Annotated in this window: 26 protein-coding genes; 2 read left to right on the top strand and 24 right to left on the bottom strand. The window is 66.5% G+C overall.

Going from position 1 to position 22,002, the window contains the following annotated elements; translation table 11 throughout:
- Nucleotides 1–12: 12 nt before the first annotated feature.
- From IQ35_RS08730 to IQ35_RS08720, 3 genes are read right to left on the bottom strand one after another with little or no spacing between them, the layout of a single operon-like run.
- Entirely contained in the window at nucleotides 13–222 is a 210-nt protein-coding gene (locus IQ35_RS08730; protein ID WP_145072715.1) for a phage tail assembly chaperone, read from the bottom strand.
- Nucleotides 219–533, bottom strand: coding sequence for a gene transfer agent family protein (locus IQ35_RS08725; protein WP_021243332.1), 315 nt, complete (start codon nucleotides 531–533; stop codon nucleotides 219–221). The genes IQ35_RS08730 and IQ35_RS08725 overlap by 4 nt, the downstream gene beginning before the upstream one ends.
- Nucleotides 530–934: a phage tail tube protein gene (locus IQ35_RS08720; protein ID WP_145072713.1), complete on the bottom strand. Its 405-nt coding sequence runs from the start codon at nucleotides 932–934 to the stop codon at nucleotides 530–532. Before IQ35_RS08720 ends, IQ35_RS08725 begins: the two co-directional genes overlap by 4 nt.
- A 55-nt stretch (nucleotides 935–989) precedes the next feature.
- On the opposite strand from IQ35_RS08720, the gene IQ35_RS08715 reads away from it, so the two are divergent.
- Nucleotides 990–1,313, top strand: a complete 324-nt coding sequence (locus IQ35_RS08715; protein WP_021243334.1) for a hypothetical protein — start codon at nucleotides 990–992, stop codon at nucleotides 1,311–1,313.
- 111 nt (nucleotides 1,314–1,424) lie between these two features.
- On the opposite strand, the gene IQ35_RS08710 is transcribed toward IQ35_RS08715, so the two are convergent.
- The 8 genes from IQ35_RS08710 to IQ35_RS08675 all read right to left on the bottom strand — a co-directional run bounded on the left by IQ35_RS08710 (nucleotide 1,425) and on the right by IQ35_RS08675 (nucleotide 6,711).
- Nucleotides 1,425–1,832: a DUF3168 domain-containing protein gene (locus IQ35_RS08710; protein ID WP_021243335.1), complete on the bottom strand. Its 408-nt coding sequence runs from the start codon at nucleotides 1,830–1,832 to the stop codon at nucleotides 1,425–1,427.
- Complete coding sequence (locus IQ35_RS08705) at nucleotides 1,829–2,011, bottom strand: hypothetical protein (protein WP_021243336.1); 183 nt, start codon at nucleotides 2,009–2,011, stop codon at nucleotides 1,829–1,831. Before IQ35_RS08705 ends, IQ35_RS08710 begins: the two co-directional genes overlap by 4 nt.
- A gap of 20 nt (nucleotides 2,012–2,031) precedes the next feature.
- Nucleotides 2,032–2,568: a head-tail connector protein gene (locus IQ35_RS08700; protein ID WP_021243337.1), complete on the bottom strand. Its 537-nt coding sequence runs from the start codon at nucleotides 2,566–2,568 to the stop codon at nucleotides 2,032–2,034.
- Nucleotides 2,568–2,846 carry a phage fiber-tail adaptor protein gene (locus IQ35_RS08695; protein ID WP_021243338.1) on the bottom strand — a complete coding sequence of 93 codons (279 nt, stop codon included), beginning with the start codon at nucleotides 2,844–2,846 and terminating at the stop codon, nucleotides 2,568–2,570. Before IQ35_RS08695 ends, IQ35_RS08700 begins: the two co-directional genes overlap by 1 nt.
- Before the next feature lie 159 nt (nucleotides 2,847–3,005).
- Nucleotides 3,006–4,673: a tail fiber domain-containing protein gene (locus IQ35_RS08690; RefSeq protein WP_145072709.1), complete on the bottom strand. Its 1,668-nt coding sequence runs from the start codon at nucleotides 4,671–4,673 to the stop codon at nucleotides 3,006–3,008.
- Nucleotides 4,674–4,739: 66 nt separating this feature from the next.
- A complete protein-coding gene (locus IQ35_RS08685; protein WP_021243340.1) occupies nucleotides 4,740–5,867 on the bottom strand; it encodes a phage major capsid protein in 1,128 nt (375 codons plus the stop codon).
- Nucleotides 5,868–5,968: 101 nt separating this feature from the next.
- Nucleotides 5,969–6,394 carry an HK97 family phage prohead protease gene (locus IQ35_RS08680; protein ID WP_145072707.1) on the bottom strand — a complete coding sequence of 142 codons (426 nt, stop codon included), beginning with the start codon at nucleotides 6,392–6,394 and terminating at the stop codon, nucleotides 5,969–5,971.
- Nucleotides 6,391–6,711 carry a DUF6127 family protein gene (locus IQ35_RS08675; RefSeq protein WP_021243078.1) on the bottom strand — a complete coding sequence of 107 codons (321 nt, stop codon included), beginning with the start codon at nucleotides 6,709–6,711 and terminating at the stop codon, nucleotides 6,391–6,393. The genes IQ35_RS08680 and IQ35_RS08675 overlap by 4 nt, the downstream gene beginning before the upstream one ends.
- A 41-nt stretch (nucleotides 6,712–6,752) precedes the next feature.
- Here IQ35_RS08675 and IQ35_RS21200 point away from each other — a divergent pair, with 41 nt between their 5' ends.
- Nucleotides 6,753–6,920, top strand: coding sequence for a hypothetical protein (locus IQ35_RS21200; protein ID WP_184204870.1), 168 nt, complete (start codon nucleotides 6,753–6,755; stop codon nucleotides 6,918–6,920).
- Here IQ35_RS21200 and IQ35_RS08670 read toward each other — a convergent pair.
- The 13 genes from IQ35_RS08670 to IQ35_RS08610 all read right to left on the bottom strand — a co-directional run bounded on the left by IQ35_RS08670 (nucleotide 6,917) and on the right by IQ35_RS08610 (nucleotide 21,858).
- Complete coding sequence (locus IQ35_RS08670) at nucleotides 6,917–8,047, bottom strand: phage portal protein (protein ID WP_021243080.1); 1,131 nt, start codon at nucleotides 8,045–8,047, stop codon at nucleotides 6,917–6,919. The genes IQ35_RS21200 and IQ35_RS08670 overlap by 4 nt on opposite strands.
- 107 nt (nucleotides 8,048–8,154) lie before the next feature.
- Nucleotides 8,155–8,493 (bottom strand): hypothetical protein, encoded by a 339-nt coding sequence (locus IQ35_RS08665; protein ID WP_059140309.1) that lies wholly within the window; start codon nucleotides 8,491–8,493, stop codon nucleotides 8,155–8,157.
- Between the two features lie 64 nt (nucleotides 8,494–8,557).
- On the bottom strand, nucleotides 8,558–9,892 hold the full coding sequence (locus IQ35_RS08660) for a DNA-packaging protein (RefSeq protein ID WP_145072705.1): 1,335 nt from the start codon (nucleotides 9,890–9,892) through the stop codon (nucleotides 8,558–8,560).
- 148 nt (nucleotides 9,893–10,040) lie between these two features.
- A complete protein-coding gene (locus IQ35_RS08655) occupies nucleotides 10,041–10,616 on the bottom strand; it encodes a hypothetical protein (protein WP_021244335.1) in 576 nt (191 codons plus the stop codon).
- 155 nt (nucleotides 10,617–10,771) lie between these two features.
- On the bottom strand, nucleotides 10,772–11,419 hold the full coding sequence (locus IQ35_RS08650) for a glutathione S-transferase family protein (RefSeq protein ID WP_031290804.1): 648 nt from the start codon (nucleotides 11,417–11,419) through the stop codon (nucleotides 10,772–10,774).
- A 532-nt stretch (nucleotides 11,420–11,951) separates the two neighbouring features.
- On the bottom strand, nucleotides 11,952–13,352 hold the full coding sequence (lpdA, locus tag IQ35_RS08645; protein WP_145072703.1) for a dihydrolipoyl dehydrogenase: 1,401 nt from the start codon (nucleotides 13,350–13,352) through the stop codon (nucleotides 11,952–11,954).
- 26 nt (nucleotides 13,353–13,378) lie between these two features.
- Nucleotides 13,379–14,629 carry a 2-oxoglutarate dehydrogenase complex dihydrolipoyllysine-residue succinyltransferase gene (odhB, locus tag IQ35_RS08640; protein ID WP_145072701.1) on the bottom strand — a complete coding sequence of 417 codons (1,251 nt, stop codon included), beginning with the start codon at nucleotides 14,627–14,629 and terminating at the stop codon, nucleotides 13,379–13,381.
- Nucleotides 14,630–14,637: 8 nt separating this feature from the next.
- Nucleotides 14,638–17,433, bottom strand: a complete 2,796-nt coding sequence (locus IQ35_RS08635; protein ID WP_145072699.1) for a 2-oxoglutarate dehydrogenase E1 component — start codon at nucleotides 17,431–17,433, stop codon at nucleotides 14,638–14,640.
- A 79-nt stretch (nucleotides 17,434–17,512) separates the two neighbouring features.
- On the bottom strand, nucleotides 17,513–18,397 hold the full coding sequence (gene sucD, locus IQ35_RS08630; protein ID WP_021244330.1) for a succinate--CoA ligase subunit alpha: 885 nt from the start codon (nucleotides 18,395–18,397) through the stop codon (nucleotides 17,513–17,515).
- A gap of 99 nt (nucleotides 18,398–18,496) precedes the next feature.
- Nucleotides 18,497–19,459: a malate dehydrogenase gene (mdh, locus tag IQ35_RS08625; protein ID WP_145072697.1), complete on the bottom strand. Its 963-nt coding sequence runs from the start codon at nucleotides 19,457–19,459 to the stop codon at nucleotides 18,497–18,499.
- Between the two features lie 279 nt (nucleotides 19,460–19,738).
- Complete coding sequence (gene zapE, locus IQ35_RS08620; protein ID WP_145072696.1) at nucleotides 19,739–20,851, bottom strand: cell division protein ZapE; 1,113 nt, start codon at nucleotides 20,849–20,851, stop codon at nucleotides 19,739–19,741.
- Entirely contained in the window at nucleotides 20,851–21,039 is a 189-nt protein-coding gene (locus IQ35_RS08615; RefSeq protein ID WP_145072694.1) for a hotdog family protein, read from the bottom strand. Before IQ35_RS08615 ends, zapE begins: the two co-directional genes overlap by 1 nt.
- A 30-nt stretch (nucleotides 21,040–21,069) precedes the next feature.
- Nucleotides 21,070–21,858 carry a succinate dehydrogenase iron-sulfur subunit gene (locus IQ35_RS08610; RefSeq protein ID WP_021244326.1) on the bottom strand — a complete coding sequence of 263 codons (789 nt, stop codon included), beginning with the start codon at nucleotides 21,856–21,858 and terminating at the stop codon, nucleotides 21,070–21,072.
- Nucleotides 21,859–22,002 lie beyond the last annotated feature (144 nt).

The following is a 22,002-nucleotide window of genomic DNA, read 5'->3' as shown; positions in this document are numbered from 1 at the left end:
TGTTGCCCGGCCTCAGCGATCCGGCATCATCGCGCGCAGCCGCTCCAGCTCGCCCGCGTCGACGCCCGCCTCCGGCCCGTCCTCGCCCCGCGCCGCCTTCAGCACGGCCGCCAGTTCCGCGGGCGTCGCGCGCCAGAACTCGTCGGGCCGCCAGCCCAGCAGCCAGCCCGCAATCCCCGCCAGCCGCGCGGCGCGCTCCGCGAACCGCGTCGCCGCGCTCATTTGCCCGCCAATATCTGCTGCAATATGGTCCGCAGCACCGGCGTCACCTTCGCCAGCCCCAGCGCCAGGATCGCCTCGCCCAGCGCCTCGCGCGTCAGCCCGCCGCCGCGATCCGTCAGGCAATGCCAGAACAGCGCCGCCATATCGCCCAGCGACAGCTTCCCGTCCGCCGCCCGTTCCACCAGGTCGAACAGCGGCCCTACCTCCTCCTCCGCCGCCACCAGCGCGGCAAAGCTGGGGCGCAGCGTCAGCACCTGCCCGCCCAGTTCCAGCGCGGCCTCGCCCCGCGCCGCGTTCGCCGCCGCGCTCATTGCGACACCGGGCCGGAGCTTTCCAGGCTCAGCGCGTAATTGCGCTCGCCATTATAATCGCCCGCATAGTCGAGCCGCGTGACCAGGAATCGCCCCCGCATCCGCTCGCCGCTTTCAAAGCTCAACTCATATTCTTCGATGGTGCCCGACAGGGCATGATTGCGGATACGCACCTCCGCCGCAGATCCGGTGAAGATGCCCGCCGCCGACACGCTGACCGACCGCACGCCCGCGCCGGAAAGCAACTCGCGCCAGCCCCCGCTATCCTTGCTGGTGACGTTCACCGCCTCGCCATTGACGGATAATTGCGTGGTCCGCATCCCCGCTACCGTTGCGTAGCTTGCCGGGCTGCCGCCATCGCCGACCTTGAGTAGAAACGCACTTCCTTTTTCGACGCCCATGGCGCATTCTCCTTTTCGTTAACCCGTGCCAGAATCAGGCTGTGGAGAGGTTCCGATGTTTGTTGCAGTTCCCCTGGTGATGATGCTTGCCGCCGCGCCTGCGGCCGACCCCGTCGGCGCGGGACGCAAGGCTTATTCCCAATGCCTTTCGGCCCAGATACAGCCCTCCCTCGAAAAGAAGCTGGCGCTGGGCGATTTCCAGTCCGCGCTGAAGGCGAAATGCGGCGACAAGGAAGCCGCCTTCCGCGCCGCCATCGTGGCGGACGACAAGTCCAGCGGCATGTCGGAGCAGGAAGCCCAATCCGACGCCAACGATCAGGTGTCGGAATATATGGACAAGATCACCGCCGAATATGAGGACTATCTCAGCCCGGCCTGACGCGATCGATCGCCGCCGAGTCCTCTTTCCTCCGTCATCCCGGCGAAAGCTGGGATGACGGAGGTTGGATGACCGCAACCGGCCGAAAACCATCACCGCATCGGGACTCCCTCACCCCGCCTCCCGCACCACGCGCAGCCGATAGTCCGCGATTGCGCGCCAGCCGCGCTCCCGCCCCGCCTGCCGGGCGATGCGGGACCGCAGCAGTTGCGCGGTGACGATCCGCAAGCCGCCCCCCGCCTCCGCCATCCCGCTCACGACAGCGTCGACCCGCGCGAGCAGCGGCGCGATGCGCGCGGGCGTCTCGCCCATGTCATGCAGGCTGATCGACAGCCGCACCTCGCGTCCCTCGATCCCCTTGGCGCCCCAATCCGCGCCCTGGCATTCCTCCACCACGGCATAGGGAGCCGCCGCCCGATCAGGCGCGCCGTCGAACAGGCCGTTCAGCCCGTCCATCAGCGCCATATCCCCCTTCAACGCCGCGATCATGGCGGCGCGCGCCGCTATTTCCGCGCTCATGCCCTGCCCCTCCCCGCTTCGCGCAGCGCCGGATCATCCATCCAGCGCGCCATCAGCCCGCGTCCCGACGCCCGGACGATCTCGCCGTCCACCCGCACCGACGCCACGCCCGCCTCGCCCATCGCCTCGACGACCGCGCCCCGCCTCCGCGCCGCGCCCGCTTCCGCCAGGGCGGTCATGCGCCTTTGCAACGCCCCCTTCATGCCAGCCGCATCCGCCGCCATGGCCGCCAGAGCGCGCTCACCACCGCCGGCGGCGCCGCGCCTTCTCCGCTGCGCGCCGCATAATGGTCCGCCGCCAGCCGCACGATCCCCTGCCGGATCGCCTCGGGCAGGCCGTTCATGTCCTCCGCCATGCCCGCCCGGTAACGCACCCAAAGCCGCCGCCCGTCGCTCACGGCCCTCGTCCGCACCCAGGCTTCGCCCGATGCGTCGATGTCGATCGCATAGCGCTCCGGCGGCAACGCCTCCTCCCCTCCCGCCCCATCGACCGCCCGAACATCCAATATGGCCGCCACCGGCCGCGCCGACAGGCGTTGCCAGCGGCCATCGCCGGAAACCGTCTCACGCGCTTCCCGCACGATCAGCCATTGCCCGATAAACCCTTCGCACAGCGCCGCCGCGCTCCGCAGCAGCCCGGCCAGCACCGCATCCTCATCGCTCATCGCTATCCGCAGATAGGCTTTGAGTTCCGCCAGCGAAGCCGCCAGCGCGCCCGCTTCCCCTTGCGCCGTCATCATCGTTCCTCCACCCGGACATGGATCGACCGTTCATCCTCCTGCCCGTCGGACAAGGTGACGCGGTTGGTCACGCAATAGAGCCGCCCCACCACGCCGCCGCTCAGCCGCACGCTGGTCCTCCGCTCCTCGAAGGCGTCCGCCTCCACTGCTATGCCGCCCGCCTCGCCGGGGCCGACATGCCATGCGCTGGCGATCACATGCTGACCGGCCAGATAGGCCGACCAGTCGATTTCATGGTCGATCCGCGCCTGCGGATCCTTGAGATAGAGGTTCATCTTATCCTGTTCCCTCCCGCCGCTTCGGGTCTTGTGGCGCCTGCCCTGCCATCCATGCGTTGCGTCTGGCCGGGCCGCGTTCCCGCCAGCCAGCTCCCCGGCCATGCCAATGGCGCGCGCGCCGCGCCCGGATCGCCGATCGGCAACGCGCCCAGCGCCTCACCCTCCATCGCCGCCGCCTCCGCTCAGTTGGGCGAGCGCCGCCTCGATCCCCGCGATCCGCCTGCGCTGCCACGCCGCTTCCAGCGCCAGGCATTCCTCGTAACGCAGCCCCCATCGGTCCCCGGCGTCCCGGCCGGGGCGAAGGATATTCCCTTCCTCGTCGCGTTCCTCCGCCTCGGCCTCCCAGCTATCGAAGCAGACCAGCCCCAGACGCACGGCCTCCCCTTCGCCCATGCGCGCGTCGATCGCGTCGCGGACCTGCTGCGCGATCAGGCCGACATGCCAGCGCGCATCCTCTCCCTTCTGCGCGAAGGCATCGGCAAAGCGGAACCGCCGCCATGCCACATCGCCCCATGCGTCGATCAGCGCGTCGGGGATGTCCTGCGCATCCTGTTTCTCCCGCGCGTCGGACGTGTTGATCGCGCCGGTGCCGGCATAGACCACGGACCAGCGGTTGGTGGCGGAACCCAGCGTGTAGCTATTGTTGGCGGCGGGGCGGAAGCCATCGTCCCCCACCCGCACCCGCACGCTTCGATTGGTCGCGCCCATGGCGGTGGTGGCCAGGGCGATCTCGGTGCCAAAGCCGCCGCTGGAATAATCCTCCGTCGCATAGGCATAGATCGCCGCGGCGCCGCCGGTGAACCCGTTCGTCACGGACTGATATCCGCCAAGATAAATCCCGCCCAATACGTCGGAAGCGTTGACATGGGCGGGCGCTCCGCTCGTGCCGCGCGCCCGGCGCATGAGGACCCCGGCGCCGCTGCCCGCCGTGGCGGAATGGCGGTGGAAATAGGGGTCGCCCGTCGTCACCACGCCAAAGCTGTCGAAAACCGCGCTCCCGCCGCCGATCGCCACCGCGCCCGCATCCTGCGTCGCCATGCTGCCCAGCCCCAGATTGGCCCGCGCCTGCGCGGCGGTGGAAGCGCCCGTCCCGCCATCCGCAACGGCCAGATCGTCTATGCCGCTGATCCTTCCGCCGCCGATCCGCGCATCATCGCTGACGATGGAGGCCGCATGAAGCGCCGACCAGCGCCGCGACGGACCGCCCAGCGTCCGCGCCCCATCCTCGTCCGGCAGCATGTCCCCGCCGACCGTCCAGCCGCCGTCCGCGTTCTGCACGCCCAGCGTGACCCGCGCCGCCGCCGCGTCGGCATCATCCAGCAGCGACCGGGCAAAGGCCGTGCAGGCGACAGCCTCCACGCTGTCCGGGCCGGTAAAGCAGGCCAGCCGGTCCGCCCCGGCCTCCACGCCCGCCAGCGCGTCCAACACCGCGCTCGCCGCCTGCTTCCCCGCCAGCGCCGCCTCGATAGCGCTCAGGTCCGGCGGCGCATGATCATGCGCCTCCACCGCCCGCGCCCATGCCGCGTGCAGCGCCAGCGCGACCCGCTTCTCCCCCGCAGCGAAATCCACCGCCGCGCCGCCCGCCGACGAAGCACCGACCGTCCGCGCCAGCCGCCCCTCGCCGTCCAGCATCCCGCTGCCCGCTTCCCACTGGCTCGCATCCGTCACGCCCACGATCACATAGGGAAAGCGCGCGCCCGTCCCCACCGCATCGGCAAAGGCGCGATAGCCCGCCATCGCGCCGCCCAGCGCCAGCGGCCCCGTCCCGACATCGTAACAGACCTCCCGCACCAGATCGGCCATTTCCCAATCCGTGATCGCCACGCCCGTCTCCCGCACAAAAAAGGGGGACGCGAACGCCCCCCAAAGGTAATCCGCCTTCACCCCGCATCAGGAAGCGGCGAACTTCATCAGCTTGATCGCCTCGCTGTTCGCCACCGCGCCGCCGATCCGCTTGACGGCATAGAAGTGGACGAAGGGCTTGTTGCTGAACGGATCGCGCAGGATGCTCGTCTCGCTGCGTTCCGCGATCACATAGCCCGCATGGAAATTGCCGAACGCGATCGACAGGCTGTTCGCGCCGATGTCCGGCATGTCCTCGGCCTCCACCACCGGATAGCCCAGCAGCGTCGCAGGCTGCCCCGCGCTCAGCGAAGGCTGCCAGAGGAACGCGCCGTCGCTGGTCTTCATCTTGCGGATGGCCGCCAGGGTCGCCGAATTCATCACGAACGACGCACCCTGCCGATAGGGCGCGCGCAGGCTCTGCACCAGATCGATCAGCCTGTCCTGCGGATTGGACGCCGCAAAACCGCCCGCCGCGCCCGAAGCCACATATTGCAGCGACCCGAAGGCCCGCACCCCGTCCGCCTCGTTGGTGGTCGTATAGGTCAGGAACCCCTTGGGCTTGTTCGTGCCATTGCCGTTGACGAAGGCTGCGCCCTCCGCTGCCGCGAACTCGCGGGAAATCTCCCCGGCCAGCCAGCCCTCGACATCGAACTGCGCGTCGTCCAGCATCGCCTGAGACGCCGCCGGATTGGCGTAAAGCTCGCCCGAAGGCGGCGCGATCTCGTTGAAGCTGGGCGTCCCCGTCTCGGCCCGCGCGCCCGTCTCGCTGGCCCAGCCCGACACGATGCCGCCCGCGCTCACCAGCTTGCGATAGCCCGCGCTCCCCGTCCGCACCACATGGGCGATGGAACGGATCGGCGAAATCGCCTTCAGCGTGCTGTCGATCACCGCATCGATCTCCCGCGGCACCGCATAGCCGCCCGCAGCCCCGCTCGCGCCCGAAAAGCTCTTCAGCTCCACGCCCGCCTCAAGCCCCTGCCGCAAATAGCGATCCACGAAGGCCGCCCGCGCCGGATCGACCGCACCGCCCTTCACGCCATCCAGCGCCGGGCGCTGCCCGGAGAGAAAAGCGCCGTCCACCCGACCTTTCAGCGCAGCAAGATCACCTTCCAGAGCCGCGATCCTTTCCCCCTGAAGCACCGCGTCAAAGCTGTTCTCCAACATATCCGTCATCGACTTCTCCTTGCCACAAAACAAAAAAGGCGGCCCCACAGGACCGCCCCAAACCTTCTCCCCACCGGGGAGAAGGATACAAAGCCTTGCCAGCCTGCTGGCTAGGCGAAGTTGGATGAGGGGGAATCTTCCACTGCAATCACCCGCGCCAGAGGCTGCATCGGATGGGTGACGATGCTCACCTCCACCAGGTCCAGTCCCAGCAATTCCCGCGGCCCCGCGCCCCGCGCCTCCCGCACCCGGTAGCCGAAGGACAGCCCGTCCACCGCCTTCTCCCGCAGCATCCGCGCCGCCTGCCGCCCCGCCGCCGTCCTTGCCGACACGCGCCCGATCACGCGCAGCCCGCGCGCATCCTCCTCCAGCCGCTCGACCGTCCCGATCACGTCGCCGGTCCCGTGCTGCCAGAGCAGCGGCACGCCCGCCGCCCGCGCGCTGCCGAAAGCCCCGGCCCGCACCACGTCGCCGCCCCGGTCCACCCGGTCGAACACCGCCGCATAACCGGCAAAGCGCACATCGCCCCCGCTCATCCGCGCGCCAGCCCCAGCAGGCCCAACTTCACCGCCAGCCCCAGCAGCACCAGAGCCATGGCGATCCGCACCGCCCAGCCGACGACAGCGCCCCGCGCCGCCTTCTTCGCGTCACGCCATGCCGACAGCAATTCGCGCAACTCCCGCATGTCGCCCTCCGCCCGCCGGTCCGCCAGCCCCAGCCGCTCCAGCGCCCGCCCCGCGCCCAGTTCGCTCGCTTCCTCGATCAGCGCGCGGATCATCACCATGTCCATGCCGACCGGCTGAGCCTCCGCCTGCGCGACCAGCCGCGCCAGCATCTCGCCGTCATATTTCATCGCCCTTGCTCCTCATCCGCCCCATGCCTATGTCCCCGCCCATGAAGCGCGCGCACCGGAAATGGCTGATCGTCCTCGTCCTCCTCGCCCTGGGCGCCGTCGCCTGGTGGGCGGGCCTTTTCACCGTGGGCGATTGCCTGATGCAGGGCGGGCGCTGGAACTGGAGCGGGCATTTCTGCCGCCTCGATTCCCTCGCCCGGCCGTTTTAGGCGATCCCCAGCATCGCCTTCTTCTCTTCCGCCGTCAGGAAGTCCGCCGCCGCCACGCGGTCCCACAGCGCCGTGCGCTCCTCCGCCAGGACGGACACGGCGTCCAGATCGGCCGTGATCCTCACCCCCGGCCACCATCCGCAAAGCCCCTGCGACAGTCCCGCGCCGATCTTCGCCACCAGCGGCAGCACGGTCTGCCGCCACAAGGCCCGGTTCGCCTCGCGGTAATTGGCGTAGCTGTTGTCGCCCGGCAGTCCCAGCAGCATGGGCGGCACGCCGAAGGCCAGCGCGATTTCCCGCGCCGCCGCTGCCTTCAGCCCCACAAAATCCATCTCCGCCGGCGTCAGGCTCAACGCCTTCCAGTCCAGCCCGCCCTCCAGCAGCATCGGCCGCCCCGCATTGGCCGCGCCGGCAAAAGCGGCCTCCATCTCCTGCTTCACCCGCTCGAACTGCTCGGGCGACATCACCGACCCGTCGCCCGGATCATAGACCATCGCCCCGCTCGGCCGCGCCGCATTGTCCAGCAACGCCTTGTTCCACACCGTCGCGGCGTTGTGGATCGCCACCGCGCCCGCCGCCGCGCCGACGCAGCCCAGCCCGTAATGGTCGTCCAGCGGATGCAGCGCCTTCATGTGGATGATGCTGGTGCGCCCCGCGCCGTCCTCGGGCGTCAGGCGGGTTACGCTATCGCCCACGCGATAGAGATAGGCGGCGGGCCATCCCCGCGCATCGGCCTCCACGCTCACCCGTTCGGGGCGCAACGCATACAGCTCTACGGGCGTCCCATCCGCGCCCGCCACGATCTGTACATAACCGTTGCCGTGCAGCAGCAGATGGCTCGCCAGCGTCTCGACCAGCGCCTGCCCGGACGAACAGCAGTTGACCAGCGCCAGCACCCGCGCCGCCCCCTCTCCTTGCGCGCCGTCCGCCTTCAGCGCCGTCCCGCCCGCCGCTTCGCAGACCAGCCGCATCGCCCTCTGCGCCACGGGATTGCCGATCACCCCGGCCCGTATCTGCGCTTCATAGGAGGCGGGCCATTCGCCCAGGGCCACAGCACCCGAACCCCACGCCCGCGCCAGCACCGGCCGCGCGCCCTCCCGCGCCGCTTTCGTCCCGAACCACTTCATGCCCAAACCCCGCGCAAAAAATCCCCGCTTCCAGATGGGAAGCGAGGATGATGAAATTCGTGGCGAAGGGACCGGACGGCCCCTTCGCCCTGTCTTACGGATTGTGCTTACGGATTGCGCGCCAGCACCCGGTCGCATGTCGCATTGGTGCCTTCGCTCTTGCCGATCACCCGGCCCGCGACGGCGCCGGCCGCGCCCGCCAGCAGCGATTCGCCCAGATTGCCGCCCGCGACCGCACCGACGCCCGCGCCGCCGGCGGCGCCGATGACGGTGCCCTTGTCCCGGCCTTTCTTCGCCTGCAACAGGCAATAGCGCACATCGTCGCGGTCCCGTGGATGGGCGCGTTCGACCCGCGCCCTTTCCTTGCCGTTCAGCGATGCCGCAAGGGCTGGCGATGCCATCAGCGACACGCCGGCCAGGGTCGCCATGACCTTGCCCATATTCATCACACATACTCCATTCGATCAGCGATATATCCCGTGAAAACGAGTCGCGGCGGCGAAGGGTTCCTCATCCCACCGCCCTGATCCGCGCCTCGCCGCGCCGGCCCAGCATCAACTCGGTGAGCGCCCATACCAGCGCGTCCGCGCGGTCGGGCGAGCGTCCCGGCCCTTCATAGCCGCCCCCGGCGATCAGCCCGCACATCTCATCCTCCAGCATCGGGAAAGCCCCGCGATGCGCGACGCGCCCGGCCTCGTAGAGCGCCGCCACAGGCTCCGCCCGCGCCGCCTTGCCCCGGCTGGCGTGGACCAGCTTCACCGGCAGTCCGGCTTCCGCCGCGCGCAGCACGCTTTCCACCATCGCCCCGCCATTATTCGCTTCGGCGACGACGCGATCCGCGCCATGGGCCGCGGCCGCCACGGCCACCGCCCGCGCCCAGCCCTCCGGCCGCATCCTCTCGACGCTCGCATCGGCCAATATATAAGCGCGCCCATCCGCGCCCAGCCCCGCCACGACGATCCCGCAGGCGTCGCCATGCGCGGACGCGGGCGGATCGACCGCCACCACTACGCGCCTCAGCAGCGCCCCGTCCCTCTCATCGCCCGGCACATGCCGCACCCGGCACCGCTCCAGCAGGTCGCGGGTCCACAGCGCGCCCTCGACCTCCTCGATCAGTTCGCCGTCCAGTTCCTGCCGCCCCAGCCGTGTGCCGCCATAGCTGTCCTGCATCGCCGCGATGAAACCGTCCGCCAGGTTCGCCGCATTGTCCGCCGTCCGCCCCCGCGTCACCACCAGATCGACGCCTTCGCGCGCCACCAGCCGCCGCACCAGCGGCACGGGCCTGGGCGTCGTCGTCGCCAGCACGCGCGGCCGCATCCCCGATCGCATCCCCAGCATCAGATTGTCCCACGCCGCTTCGCCGCAGGCCCATTTGGCGATCTCGTCCGCCCAACCATGGCTGAACTGCGGCCCGCGCAGCCCCTCCGCATCCGCCGCGCCGAACAGCGTCGCCACCGCCCCATTGGGCCACATCAGCTTTCGCAAGGCGGGCGCATAAGCGGGCCTGCACCACCATGGCGCGATGGAGAGCAGACCCGAAGGCCCCTCCACCATCACGCTGCGCGCCTCGCCCAGCGTCGCCCCCACCAGCGCGATCCGCGCTCCGGGATCATTCTCCGCGATCCCGCGCACCCATTCGGCCCCGGCCCGCGTCTTGCCGAAGCCGCGCCCCGCCATCATCAGCCAGATGCGCCAGTCACCCTCCGGCGCGACCTGCTCCGCCCGCGCCGTCCAACGCCACTCATGCGCCAGCCGCTCCGCCGCCGCGCCGTCCAGATGCGCCAGCACCCGCTCCCGCACGGCCCCGTCCTGCCCGGCGAGCCATTCCATATCCGAAATCCGCATCGCCCGTTCCCATGATTTGACCCGAACAGCGGAGCCGCGCTCCCACCTTCGTTCGCGCGGAGACGCGGCGCGAAAAACCGATGCCCTCGCCTCCGCGCCTCCGCGCGAACCCTCCGGCAACCTGTCCCCGGTCACAAACCCCGCCGCGTCACTCCCCTGCCGCCTCGCGCCGGCGCCGCACATCGTCCAGAAGCGCGCGCATCTTCGCGACGGCATCTTCCCCTTCCGGGCTGCCCTGCACTTCTTCCGCCCGGATTTTCTCCACCGCCCCGCGATGGGCGAGCAGCAACCGCACCGCCACGACATGCGGATGCCCCCGCTTCATCTTCCGGCTCTTGACCTCACCCTCGCCGTCCAGCGTCACTTCCTCCTGCTCGACGCCGAACAGCGACTGGCGCAGCAGCAGCGCCTCCAGTTCCGCATAGCCGACGTTCAGCGCCCGGCTCCATTCCCGCGCAAAGCCCGGATCGCGCCGCCGCTGATTATAGGCGCTGGCCAGGTTCTTGCCCGCCGTGCGCGCCGCCTCGCTGACATTGCAGGTGGCCGCCAGCGTTTCGAAGAATGCCTTGCGCTTCGCGGGCGTCCACCCGTCCTTGCGCACCGCCCGCAATTGCGGCCCCGCGCCCAGCCCGCCGCGCTGGCCGCGCTGCACGGTCAACGCTTCCGCCTTGTCCCCCACCCGGCCGTCAAAGCGCGGCCTCGCCTTCTCCCGCTCCCCCGTCATCGCTCCGCCTTTCGCCGCCCTTGCGCAAAGCAAAAGGGGCCGGCCCGTCAGGACCAGCCCCTTGCATCGCACCCCGGCGACTCACAATTTTCCAGTGTCGGCCCTTATGCCGGAACAGCGTGACGATGTCAACAGAAATGTTCCAAATAGGTAAATTAATTTCCCATCATCCGGCTGATTGCCTTCGCCTCGACCGCCAGCGCGTCGGCAAAGCTCGGCCTGCCGCGCACCGCGTCCAGCCACCTGTTCAGCTTGGGCCAGCGCGCATCGTCCTGCCCCTTGCTGCAATAGCCGATGTTGATGAGCGGACAGGCCACCGCGATATCCGCCAGCGTGAAGCGATCCTCCACCAGCCATCCGCTATCGGGCAAGGCTTTCTCGATATAATCATACATGCCCGGCAGCTCCTCCGCCTCCGCCCGGTCCGCCGCCGCCGGGTCGCTCGGCAATCCCATGAAGGGCGCGACCGCGCGGTTGAAGAAGACCTGCGCGCCCACCGGCTGAAGGATCGTGTCGGCGAATTCCTCATACCAGATCGCGCGCGCCCGCGCCTTCGCCTCGGCCGGGATCAGGCGCGGTTCGGGATGCAGCGTATCCAGATAGGTTATGATGGCCGTGCTGTCGCTGACAAGGAAATCGCCATCCTGAAAGGCCGGCATCTTACCGAAGGGCGAAGCCTGCGCGAACACGTCCCCGCCCTGTCCGAAACCGCCGGGCTGCACATCCAGCGCGATTCCCTTCTCGGCGGCGAAGACGATAACCTTGCGGACAAAAGGCGAAGGCCGCGCACCATAGACGATCATCTGTTCCTCCATCTCCCGTGAGTCGGGTAGCCAGCACAGTGCCATCGCGGCTCTGGAACGCAACCATTTACACAGGCGGCCCGCCAGCGCATCCCCACGCAAACCATGCGCCCGCAAAGGCAGGAGTGCCAAGCGGATCGACCTTCAAATCTTTCAGGGATTGGATAGCTTGCCATCCGCGTTCAATGGGGGGGTGGGTGGATTTCGGCCATAAGTTTATCCCTCGCCCCTTGGGGGAGAGGGTTGCGAAGACTTGGCAGCTTGCTGCTTAGTCGTAGCTGGGAGAGGGGTATGCGATCCATAGGATCGCCGCTCTGTAACCTCTCCCCCTCATCCAACTGCGCCTAGCCTCTCTTCGTTCGGCAAGGCTGCGTATGCTTCTCCCCCAGGGGAGAAGGGAAGAACGAGCGTCCGCTTCTGGCCGGAAGCTGCCAAAATCTGTCCCATAGGACAGCCCCGCAATCCCCAGATGAAAAGCGGGGCGCCGCCATCCACCGCGTCGCCCCTGCTACAAATGCGGCCGCCCCGCCGATCACATATGGATCGGCTTGCCCGTCACGGCCATCGCCGCCTCCTTGATCGCCTCGCTGTGTGTCGGGTGCGCGTGGCAGGTGTAAGCGATGTCCTCGCTCGATGCGCCGAACTCCATCGCCTGCGCCGCCTGCGCGATCATCGTGCCCGCGACGCTGGCGATGATCCACACGCCCAGCACCTTGTCGGTTTCCGCGTCGGCGATGACCTTCACGAAACCGTCCGGCTCATGGTTGGTCTTGGCCCGGCTGTTCGCCAGCATCGGGAACTTGCCGACCTTGACCGCGCCGCGCTCCTTGGCGGCTTCCTCCGTCAGGCCTACGCCCGCGATTTCAGGGCTGGTGTAGACCACCGAAGGGATCACGTCATGGTTCACGATGCCGGTGAGGCCCGCGATATTCTCCGCAACGGCGATGCCTTCATCCTCGGCCTTGTGCGCGAGCATCGGGCCGGGGATCACGTCGCCGATGGCCCATACGCCCGGAACCTTGGTCGCAAAGTCATGATCGGTTTCGATCTGCCCGCGCCCGTTCAGCTCCAGACCGATCTTGTCGAGGCCCAGCCCCTCGGTATTCGGGCGGCGGCCGATGGACACCAGCACGACGTCGGCTTCAATCGTTTCCGCCTCGCCGCCGGCTGCGGGTTCGACCGTCAGGGTCACGCCCTTCTTGCCCGCCTGCGCGCCCGTGACCTTCGTGCCGAGTCTGTATTCGAAGCCTTGCTTCTTGAATATCTTATTCGCTTCCTTGCGGACTTCGCCGTCCATTCCGGGCAGGATCTGGTCGAGATATTCGACCACCGTGACCTTCGCGCCCAGACGCCGCCACACGCTGCCCAGTTCCAGGCCGATGACGCCGCCGCCGATGACGACGAGATGATCGGGCACCTTCTCCAGCTCCAGCGCGCCGGTGGAATCGACGATCAGGCCCTTCCTGTTGTCGACTTCGACACCGGGAAGCGGCATCACCGACGATCCGGTGGCGATGACGATATTCTTCGCCGTCACGGCCTTGCCCGCGACCTCGACCGTATTCGCGCCGGTGAAGCTGGCAAGACCCTTGAGCCAGTCGACCTTGTTCTTCTTGAACAGGAACCCGATGCCGCCGGTCAGGCCCTTGACCGCATCCTTGCGCTGGCCCTGCATGGTGTCGAGGTCCAGGCTCATCTTGTCGATCCTGACGCCCAGCTTCGCGAGCGCGCCGCCAGCCGCTTCCTCATAAAGCTCCGAAGCGTGCAGCAGCGCCTTGGACGGGATGCAGCCGACATTGAGGCAGGTGCCGCCCAGCGTCTCCCGGCTTTCGGCGCAGGCGGTCTTGAGGCCAAGCTGCGCCGCGCGGATCGCCGCGACATAGCCGCCCGGCCCCGCGCCGATCACCAGAACGTCATAATCGAATTCAGCCATCGTCTTTGGTCCTCTGGCGTGATGTCTTACAGGTCGATCAGCAGGCGGGTCGGGTCCTCGATCGCGTTCTTGACCGCAACGAGGAAAGTGACCGCCTCACGGCCATCGATCAAGCGATGGTCGTAGCTGAGCGCCAGATACATCATCGGGCGGACGACGACCTGACCATTGCGAACGACGGGGCGGTCCTCGATCCGGTGGAGGCCCAGCACCGCCGACTGCGGGGGATTGATGATCGGGGTCGACATCAGCGAGCCGAAGACACCGCCATTGGAGATGGTGAAGGTGCCGCCCTTCATATCTTCCATGGTCAGCGCGCCTTCCTTGGCGCGCTTGCCGAAGTCGCCGATGGTCTTCTCGATCTGCGCGACGCTCATGCTTTCGGCATTGCGGATGACCGGCACGACCAGCCCGTTGGGCGCGGATACGGCGACCGAAATGTCGGCGAAATCATTATAAACGATCTCGTCACCCTCAATCTGGCCGTTGACGCCCGGCACATCCTTGAGCGCCATGCAGACCGCCTTGGTGAAGAAGCCCATGAAGCCCAGACGAACGCCATGCTTCTTCTCGAACAGGTCCTTGTACTTGCCGCGCGCTTCGATGACGGCGGACATGTCGACATCGTTGAAGGTGGTGAGCAGCGCGGCATTGTTCTGCGCTTCCTTGAGGCGCTTGGCGACCGTCTGACGCAGGCGGGTCATCTTGACGCGTTCCTGCTTACGGCTCGGCCCGGCGGCGGATGCATCGGCAGCGGGAGCAGCGGCGGAAGGCGCCGAAGCAGCGGCCTTGGCGGTGCCCGCTGCGGCGGCGGCCACCACGTCGTCCTTGGTCAGGCGGCCATCCTTGCCGGTGCCCCTGATCTTGCTCGGATCAAGACCATGCTCCAGCACCAGGCGGCGCACGGCGGGCGAAAGCGTCAGGTTGCCAGCATCGCCTTCCTCATCCGCCGGAGCCGAAGCGGCAGGCGCGAGCGCGGCGGCTTCCGCCTTGGCGGCAGGGGCCGGGGTGGGCGCGGCAGGCGCAGCGGTAGCCGCCGCGCCTTCATTGATCGTAGCCAGTAGCGCGCCGACTTCGACTGTATCGCCTTCCTTGGCAATGATGTCGCCCAGCGTCCCGGCGACCGGCGCGGGCACATCGACCGCGACCTTGTCCGTTTCCAGGGACACGATCGGCTCGTCCGCCTTCACGGCTTCGCCGGGCTTCTTGAGCCATTGGCCAACGGTTGCTTCGGTAACGGATTCGCCCAGGGTCGGGACTTTGACTTCGGTTGCCATGAGCTTCTTCAGCCTTTCTTCTGGCGGCGGATTTCTTCACGGACGCTGTGGCCCAGCGCATCGGCGACGAGCGCGCCCTGCTCGGCGACATGGCGCTTGGCGAGGCCCGTGGCGGGCGAGGCCGATGCCTTGCGGCCGGCATAGCGGGCGCGCATCGGCGCCTTGTCGGCCAAAGCCAGCGCTTCCTCGATATAGGGCTCGACGAAGAACCAGCCGCCATTGTTGCGCGGTTCTTCCTGACACCAGATCACTTCCTCAAGGCTCGTCATGCGCTTGACGCGCGTGGCAAGCGCTTCGGTCGGGAAGGGATAGAGCTGCTCGATGCGGACGATCTGGGTGTTCTCGTCACCCGCCGCGTCGCGCGCCTCGATCAGGTCGTAGGCGACCTTGCCCGAACAGAGCACCAGGCGCTTCGTATCCTTGTCGGGCGCGGGGTTGGTGTCCGACAGGATTCGCATGAAATGCGTTTCGCCCTGGAAATCCTCCGTCTTGCTGACGGCCAGCTTGTGCCGCAGCAGCGATTTGGGCGTCATCAGGATGAGCGGCTTGCGGAACGGCCGCAGCATCTGGCGGCGCAGGATGTGGAAATAGTTGGCCGGCGTGGTGCAGTTGGCGACCTGGATATTCCCTTCGGCGCAAAGCTGGAGATAGCGTTCCAGACGCGCCGAACTGTGCTCCGGCCCCTGCCCTTCATAGCCGTGCGGCAACAGGCAGACGAGGCCGTTCGCGCGCAGCCACTTGCTTTCCGATGAAGCGATATACTGGTCGAAGATGATCTGCGCGCCGTTGGCGAAGTCGCCGAACTGCGCTTCCCACATCACCAGGCTCTTGGGGTCTGCGAGCGCATAGCCATATTCGAAGCCCAGCACGCCATATTCGGAAAGCGGGCTGTCCAGCACCTCGAACCGGCCGTGCGGCACGGTCGAAAGCGGGATATATTTGTTTTCGGTGTCCTGATCGACCCAGACCGAGTGACGCTGGCTGAACGTGCCGCGACCGGAGTCCTGCCCCGACAGGCGCACGCCATAGCCTTCCGACAGCAGCGATCCGAAGGCCAGCGCCTCGCCGGTCGCCCAGTCGAAATTCGCGCCCGTCTTGAACATCTCCGCCTTGGCATCAATCACACGGCGCAGCGTCTTGTGGACGTTGACGCCCTCGGGAACCGTAGTCAGCGTCTTGCCCAGGCTGTCGAACAGCTTCTGGCTGATCCCGCTTTCCACATTCTGACGGGTCGTTTCCGCATCGGCGGGCTTGTGCAGACCCGACCAGCGGCCGGTGAACCAGTCGGCCTTGTTGGGCTTGTAGCTCTTGGCCGCCTCGAACTCCTCCTCCAGATGATTGACGAAATCGCCGGTCACCTGTTGGACATAATCGTCGTCGACCACGCCTTCGGTCTTGAGGCGCGCCGAATAGACATCGCTCACCGGCGGATGCTGACGGATTTTCGCGTACATCAACGGCTGGGTGAAACTCGGCTCGTCGCCTTCATTGTGGCCGAAGCGGCGATAGCACCACATGTCGATCACGATGTCGCGGTGGAAGGTCTGGCGATATTCGATCGCCAGCTTGCAGGCGAAGGTGACGGCTTCCGGATCGTCGCCGTTGACGTGCAGGATCGGCGCCTGAACGCCCTTCGCAACGTCGCTCGGATAGGGCGAGGAGCGCGCGAATTGGGGCGATGTGGTGAAACCCACCTGATTGTTGACGACGAAGTGAATGCAGCCGCCGGTATTGTAGCCGCGGATGCCGGAGAAACCGAAACACTCCCAGACAATCCCCTGCCCCGCGAAAGCCGCGTCGCCATGGATCAGCACAGGCAGGACTTGCTCATGCCTTTCAAGGTCGTCGCGGAACACCTGCTGCGCACGGACCTTGCCCAGCACCACCGGATCGACGGTTTCCAGGTGCGACGGGTTGGGCACCAGGCTCATATGCACCTTGATGCCGTCGAACTCGCGGTCGGTGGAGGTGCCGAGGTGATATTTGACGTCGCCCGAACCGCCGACATCTTCGGGATTGGCGGTGCCCCCCGAAAATTCGTGGAAGATGACGCGGAAACCCTTGGCCATCACATTGGCCAGCACGTTCAGGCGGCCGCGATGCGCCATGCCGAACACGATCTCGCGCATGCCCGACGCACCGCCATGCTTGATGATGGCTTCCAGCGCGGGGATCATGGATTCGCCGCCATCCAGGCCGAAGCGCTTGGTGCCGACATATTTGCGGCCCAGGAACTTTTCATATTGTTCGGCCTGAATGACCTTCGACAGGATCGCCCGCTTACCCTCCGGGGTGAAGTGGATCTCCTTGTCCTTGCCTTCCATCCGGTCCTGAAGGAACACGCGTTCCTCCACATCGGCGATATGCATATATTCCAGGCCGACATTGCCGCAGTAATTCTGCCGCAGGATTGCGACGATCTCTTCGACCGTCGCATAGTCGAGGCCCAGCGTGCCGCCGAGATAGATCTTCTTTTTGGGATCGTTCAGGCCATGATATTCCGGCGTCAGGTCGGCCGGAAGCTGGCGCTGCGTCAGGCCGAGCGGGTCGAGATTGGCCGCCAGATGGCCGCGCACGCGATAGGTGCGGATCAGCATCTGGGCGCGAATCGCGTCCTCCGCCGCTTCAGCGACTTCGGCTTCGCCCGCCATCTTGCCCACGGATTTCGCTGCGGCCTTGATCGCCACCTGCATCTGCGTGGGGTCCAGCGCCCCGGTCAGATCGTCGGTATCGATCGGCGGCCAGTTGGTGCGCGCCCAGCTCGGCCCGCGCTCAACCTCGAAATCCTGATTCTCGTAACCCATCGTCGTTGTCCCATCACTGCCGCGCGCATCGCGGAACGGGAAAGGCAGCCGGGGTGCAGCCCGGCTGCCTGTCTTCCGGTCAGCCCTTCAGCACGTCCAGCAGGGTCGTGCCGAGTTCGGAGGGGCTGGCCGCAACCTTGATGCCGGCGGCTTCCATCGCCGCAATCTTGCTTTCCGCATCGCCCTTGCCGCCCGACACGATCGCGCCGGCATGGCCCATGCGGCGGCCCGGAGGCGCCGTGCGGCCCGCGATGAAGCCGGCCATCGGCTTCTTGCGACCCTTCTTCGCTTCGTCGATCAGGAACTGGGCAGCCTGCTCCTCCGCGTCTCCGCCGATTTCGCCGATCATGATGATCGATTCGGTCGCGTCGTCGGCCAGGAACAGTTCCAGCACGTCGATGAAGTTGGTGCCGTTGACCGGATCGCCACCAATGCCGACAGCGGTGGTCTGGCCAAGGCCCGCGTTCGAGGTCTGGAACACCGCCTCATAGGTCAGCGTGCCGGAGCGCGAGACGACGCCGACGCTGCCCTGCTTGAAGATGCTGCCCGGCATGATACCGATCTTGCACTGGTTCGGGGTCAGGACACCGGGGCAGTTCGGGCCGATCAGGCGCGACTTGCTGCCCGACAAAGCGCGCTTCACCTTGACCATGTCCAGCACCGGAATGCCTTCGGTGATGCAGACGATCAGCGGGATTTCCGCGTCGATGGCTTCCAGGATCGAATCGGCCGCGAATGGCGGCGGAACGTAGATGACCGAAGCGTCCGCGCCGGTCTTCGCCTTCGCTTCGGCGACCGTGTCGTACATGGGCAGGCCGATATGGGTCGTGCCGCCCTTGCCGGGGGTAACGCCCGCGACCATCTGCGTGCCGTAGGCCAGCGCCTGTTCGGTGTGGAAGGTGCCGGTGGCACCGGTCATTCCCTGGGTGATGACCTTGGTGTTCTTGTTCACCAGAATGGACATGAAAGCCCCTTCATTGTCTCAATGGCGTGGCATTTTGGGTGGGCGGCCCGTTTCAGGATGCCGACTTGCCTGAAACGGGCCGATGCAGTTCTTAGGCTGTCAGGCCAGCGTGGAATCGATGCCCTTGCAGGCTTCCAGCAGTTCCTTGACGGCGTCGACCGACACCTGGAGATTGGCCTTGGCCTCCGCGTCCAGATCGATCTCGATGACCTGCTCGACACCATCCTTGCCGATGATGACGGGCACGCCGACATAGAGATTGTCGACGCCATATTGGCCGGTCAGGTTCGCGGCGCAGGGCAACAGGCGCTTCTGGTCGAACAGATAGGCTTCGGCCATCGCGATGCCGCTGGTCGCGGGTGCATAGAAGGCAGAGCCGGTCTTGAGCAGGCCGACGATTTCACCGCCGCCCGAACGGGTGCGCTGGACGATCGCGTCGATGCGCTCCTTGGTGGAACGACCCATCTTGATGAGGTCGGGGATCGGGATGCCCGCGACGGTCGAATATTCCACGACCGGAACCATGGTGTCGCCATGGCCGCCCAGCACGAAGCTGTTCACTTCCTTCACCGACACCTGGAACTCTTCGGCCAGGAAGTGGCTGAAGCGCGCGGAATCGAGCACGCCCGCCATGCCGACCACCTTGTTGTGCGGCAGGCCGGAAAATTCGCGCAGCGCCCACACCATCGCGTCGAGCGGGTTGGTGATGCAGATGACGAAGGCGTTCGGCGCGTTGTTCTTGATGCCCTCGCCCACGGCCTTCATGACCTTGAGGTTGATGCCCAGCAGGTCGTCGCGGCTCATGCCCGGCTTGCGGGCGACGCCGGCGGTGACGATGATGACGTCGGCGTCCTTGATGTCGGCATAATCGTTGGTGCCGGTGATCTTCGCATCGAAGCCTTCGACCGGGCCGCATTGCGATAGGTCGAGCGCCTTGCCCTGCGGCACGCCTTCGACCACGTCGAACAGGACGATATCGCCCAGCCCCTTGAGGGCCGCCAGATGCGCGAGCGTGCCGCCGATATTGCCAGCGCCGATGAGCGCGATCTTCTTACGGGCCATATGCAATCATCCTCCAAGCTCGAAATATTGGAATTGCCCGCCCGCTTAGGCCGATCTCGCCTTTGATTCAACCTGCCAGAGGGCTAAGGTGAAATTTATCTTTGCAATTAATTCGCAATTGCATTAGTGATCGATCCGCCTTTGTTGCTCACGCGCTCCTACCCTGGCGTCTGACCTTCTTCCCGCAAAGGCCGCCTGCCGGATGCCTCCCGTGTTGGGAGGCATCCGGGCTATTTTCATGACAATAGCGATAAAAAGCCCCCGCAAGGAGCCGGGCGGTTATCTGGAGCCGTGGCCCAGCGCGAGATAATCGTCGGACTGCATTTCCATCAGGCGCGAGACGGTCCGCTCGAATTCGAAGGCGCCGTCCCCTTCGGGATAAAGCCGCGCGGGTTCGGCATCGGCGGAGGCCAGCAGCTTCACCTTATATTCGTAGAGCGAGTCGATCAGCGTCACGAACCGCGCCGCCTCATTACGGTTCTCGGGGCCGAGCACGGGAATGCCGACCAGGATGACGGTGTGATATTTGCGCGCGATGGCGAGATAATCAGGAGCGCCGCGCGCCTCCGCGCAGAGCCGCTTGAAGGAAAAGACGGCGACGCCCTTGAGGCTCTTGGGCACATGCAGCAGGCGGCCTCCCTGCACCGGGATATCGTCGGACGGCACATGGGCGCGGTCTTCCGGCGGATAGTCGGTCAGGCGGAAGAATGCCTCGCTGAGTGCCGCTGTCGCCTCCGGTCCGTTAGGGGAATGCCACAAGGTCGCATCCCCCAGCCGGTCGAGCCGATAGTCGGTCGGCCCGTTCAGCGTCATGACGTCCAGCCGTTCCTTGATAAGATCGATGAACGGCAGGAAGAGCTGACGATTGAGGCCGTTCTTGTAGAGATCGTCCGGCGCGCGGTTCGACGTGGTGACGATGGTGACGCGCTTGTCCAGCAGGCCGGTGAACAACCGCGACATGATCGCCGCGTCCGCCATATTGTTGACGACCATCTCGTCGAAGCAGAGCAGCCGCGCTTCCTCCGTCAGCGAATCGACCACGGGTGGGATCGGATCGCCCGTTTCGGACTTGCGCGCTTGCGCCAGCCGGGCGTGGACGTCCAGCATGAACTCGTGGAAATGGGCGCGTTTCTTGCGCTTTACCTGGACCGCGTCGAAGAACAGGTCCATCAGCATCGACTTGCCGCGCCCGACGCCTCCCCACATGTAAAGTCCCCGCGGCGGCTCCGGCGCTTTCCGCAGCAATTTCCAGAGCGTCGACCCGCGCGGCGGGGCGGCCTCCAGTTCCTTCTGCAACTGGTCGAGACGGCGCGCAGCGGCTTCCTGATCCGGGTCTGCGCGCAGTTCGCCCGCCGCGACCAGCGCCCTGTAGCGGTCGATGACGCCGGTCATTACGGCAAGGCCGCCTTTCGGATGGTCGCGGTGGAGGCGGCGATCAGATTATCCTCCTGCCCGATGGTCAGCCGCATGAAGGGCAGCCGCCCGGTTTTACGAAGGGTCTCGGCCTCCGCCAGGACATGGGGGCCGACCGTGCCTGAACCGCAATATTGCATGGAAAGATCAACGGTGATGGCCGACACTTGTTCCAGCTACCCCTGTCCGTCACCGCATCAGATCTGCCGTTCGACGATCATCTTCTTGGTTTCCGCGATCGCCTTGGCGGGGCTGAGGCCCTTGGGGCAGACGTTCGCGCAGTTCATGATGGTGTGGCAGCGATAGAGGCGGAAGGGATCTTCCAGTTCGTCCAGACGCTCGCCGGTATATTCGTCGCGGCTGTCGGCCAGCCAGCGATAGGCCTGGAGCAGGATCGCCGGGCCAAGGAACCTGTCGCTGTTCCACCAGTAGCTGGGGCAGCTTGTCGAGCAGCAGGCGCACAGGATGCACTCGTAAAGGCCGTCCAGCTTCTCGCGGTCGGCGGGCGACTGGAGCCGTTCCTTGCCGCTGGGCGGGGGGCTGACGGTTTGCAGCCACGGCTTGATCGAATTGTACTGGGCGTAGAAATGCGTGAAGTCGGGGACGAGGTCCTTGATGACGTCCATATGCGGCAACGGCGTCACCCGCACTTCCTTGCCCGCGCATTCGTCGATCGCGGTGGTGCAGGCCAGGCCGTTCCTGCCGTTCATGTTCATCGAGCAGGAACCGCAAATGCCTTCGCGGCAGGAGCGGCGGAAGGTCAGCGACGAATCATATTCGTTCTTGATCTTCAGCAGCGCGTCCAGAACCATCGGGCCGCAATTGTCGAGGTCGATCTCGAACGTGTCGTAATGGGGATTTTCGCCCGAATCCGGATCGTAGCGATAGACCTTGAAGCTCTTGACGTTGGTCGCGCCTTCCGGCGCGCGATACACTGCGCCCTTGCCTGTGATCCTGCTGTTCTTGGGCAACGCAAATTCGGCCATCGCTGTATCAGTCCTGCTATTCCCGGTTCCCCGCCCCTCAACAATATAGGGGCCGCTTAGTCAAGCCGCCTGATGGGATAGAATGTCGGGTGGGCGGGATCGCACATGCGTCTGGCCTTCGCCGCCCGCCCGTGCCAAGAGGCT

Origin of the sequence: Sphingobium wenxiniae, assembly GCF_007830065.1 — a bacterium.
Classification (GTDB): Bacteria; Pseudomonadota; Alphaproteobacteria; order Sphingomonadales; family Sphingomonadaceae; genus Sphingobium; species Sphingobium wenxiniae.
This window is presented reverse-complemented; position numbering and strand designations above follow the sequence as displayed.

Bases quoted from the DNA above. Each gene is read 5' to 3' on its own strand.
- IQ35_RS08730 (WP_145072715.1), bottom strand. From the start codon at position 222: ATGAGCGCGGCGACGCGGTTCGCGGAGCGCGCCGCGCGGCTGGCGGGG.
- IQ35_RS08725 (WP_021243332.1), bottom strand. From the start codon at position 533: ATGAGCGCGGCGGCGAACGCGGCGCGGGGCGAGGCCGCGCTGGAACTG.
- IQ35_RS08720 (WP_145072713.1), bottom strand. From the start codon at position 934: ATGGGCGTCGAAAAAGGAAGTGCGTTTCTACTCAAGGTCGGCGATGGC.
- IQ35_RS08715 (WP_021243334.1), top strand. From the start codon at position 990: ATGTTTGTTGCAGTTCCCCTGGTGATGATGCTTGCCGCCGCGCCTGCG.
- IQ35_RS08710 (WP_021243335.1), bottom strand. From the start codon at position 1,832: ATGAGCGCGGAAATAGCGGCGCGCGCCGCCATGATCGCGGCGTTGAAG.
- IQ35_RS08705 (WP_021243336.1), bottom strand. From the start codon at position 2,011: ATGACCGCCCTGGCGGAAGCGGGCGCGGCGCGGAGGCGGGGCGCGGTC.
- IQ35_RS08700 (WP_021243337.1), bottom strand. From the start codon at position 2,568: ATGACGGCGCAAGGGGAAGCGGGCGCGCTGGCGGCTTCGCTGGCGGAA.
- IQ35_RS08695 (WP_021243338.1), bottom strand. From the start codon at position 2,846: ATGAACCTCTATCTCAAGGATCCGCAGGCGCGGATCGACCATGAAATC.
- IQ35_RS08685 (WP_021243340.1), bottom strand. From the start codon at position 5,867: ATGACGGATATGTTGGAGAACAGCTTTGACGCGGTGCTTCAGGGGGAA.
- IQ35_RS08680 (WP_145072707.1), bottom strand. From the start codon at position 6,394: ATGAGCGGGGGCGATGTGCGCTTTGCCGGTTATGCGGCGGTGTTCGAC.
- IQ35_RS08675 (WP_021243078.1), bottom strand. From the start codon at position 6,711: ATGAAATATGACGGCGAGATGCTGGCGCGGCTGGTCGCGCAGGCGGAG.
- IQ35_RS21200 (WP_184204870.1), top strand. From the start codon at position 6,753: ATGAAGCGCGCGCACCGGAAATGGCTGATCGTCCTCGTCCTCCTCGCC.
- IQ35_RS08670 (WP_021243080.1), bottom strand. From the start codon at position 8,047: ATGAAGTGGTTCGGGACGAAAGCGGCGCGGGAGGGCGCGCGGCCGGTG.
- IQ35_RS08665 (WP_059140309.1), bottom strand. From the start codon at position 8,493: ATGAATATGGGCAAGGTCATGGCGACCCTGGCCGGCGTGTCGCTGATG.
- IQ35_RS08660 (WP_145072705.1), bottom strand. From the start codon at position 9,892: ATGCGGATTTCGGATATGGAATGGCTCGCCGGGCAGGACGGGGCCGTG.
- IQ35_RS08655 (WP_021244335.1), bottom strand. From the start codon at position 10,616: ATGACGGGGGAGCGGGAGAAGGCGAGGCCGCGCTTTGACGGCCGGGTG.
- IQ35_RS08650 (WP_031290804.1), bottom strand. From the start codon at position 11,419: ATGATCGTCTATGGTGCGCGGCCTTCGCCTTTTGTCCGCAAGGTTATC.
- lpdA (WP_145072703.1), bottom strand. From the start codon at position 13,352: ATGGCTGAATTCGATTATGACGTTCTGGTGATCGGCGCGGGGCCGGGC.
- odhB (WP_145072701.1), bottom strand. From the start codon at position 14,629: ATGGCAACCGAAGTCAAAGTCCCGACCCTGGGCGAATCCGTTACCGAA.
- IQ35_RS08635 (WP_145072699.1), bottom strand. From the start codon at position 17,433: ATGGGTTACGAGAATCAGGATTTCGAGGTTGAGCGCGGGCCGAGCTGG.
- sucD (WP_021244330.1), bottom strand. From the start codon at position 18,397: ATGTCCATTCTGGTGAACAAGAACACCAAGGTCATCACCCAGGGAATG.
- mdh (WP_145072697.1), bottom strand. From the start codon at position 19,459: ATGGCCCGTAAGAAGATCGCGCTCATCGGCGCTGGCAATATCGGCGGC.
- zapE (WP_145072696.1), bottom strand. From the start codon at position 20,851: ATGACCGGCGTCATCGACCGCTACAGGGCGCTGGTCGCGGCGGGCGAA.
- IQ35_RS08610 (WP_021244326.1), bottom strand. From the start codon at position 21,858: ATGGCCGAATTTGCGTTGCCCAAGAACAGCAGGATCACAGGCAAGGGC.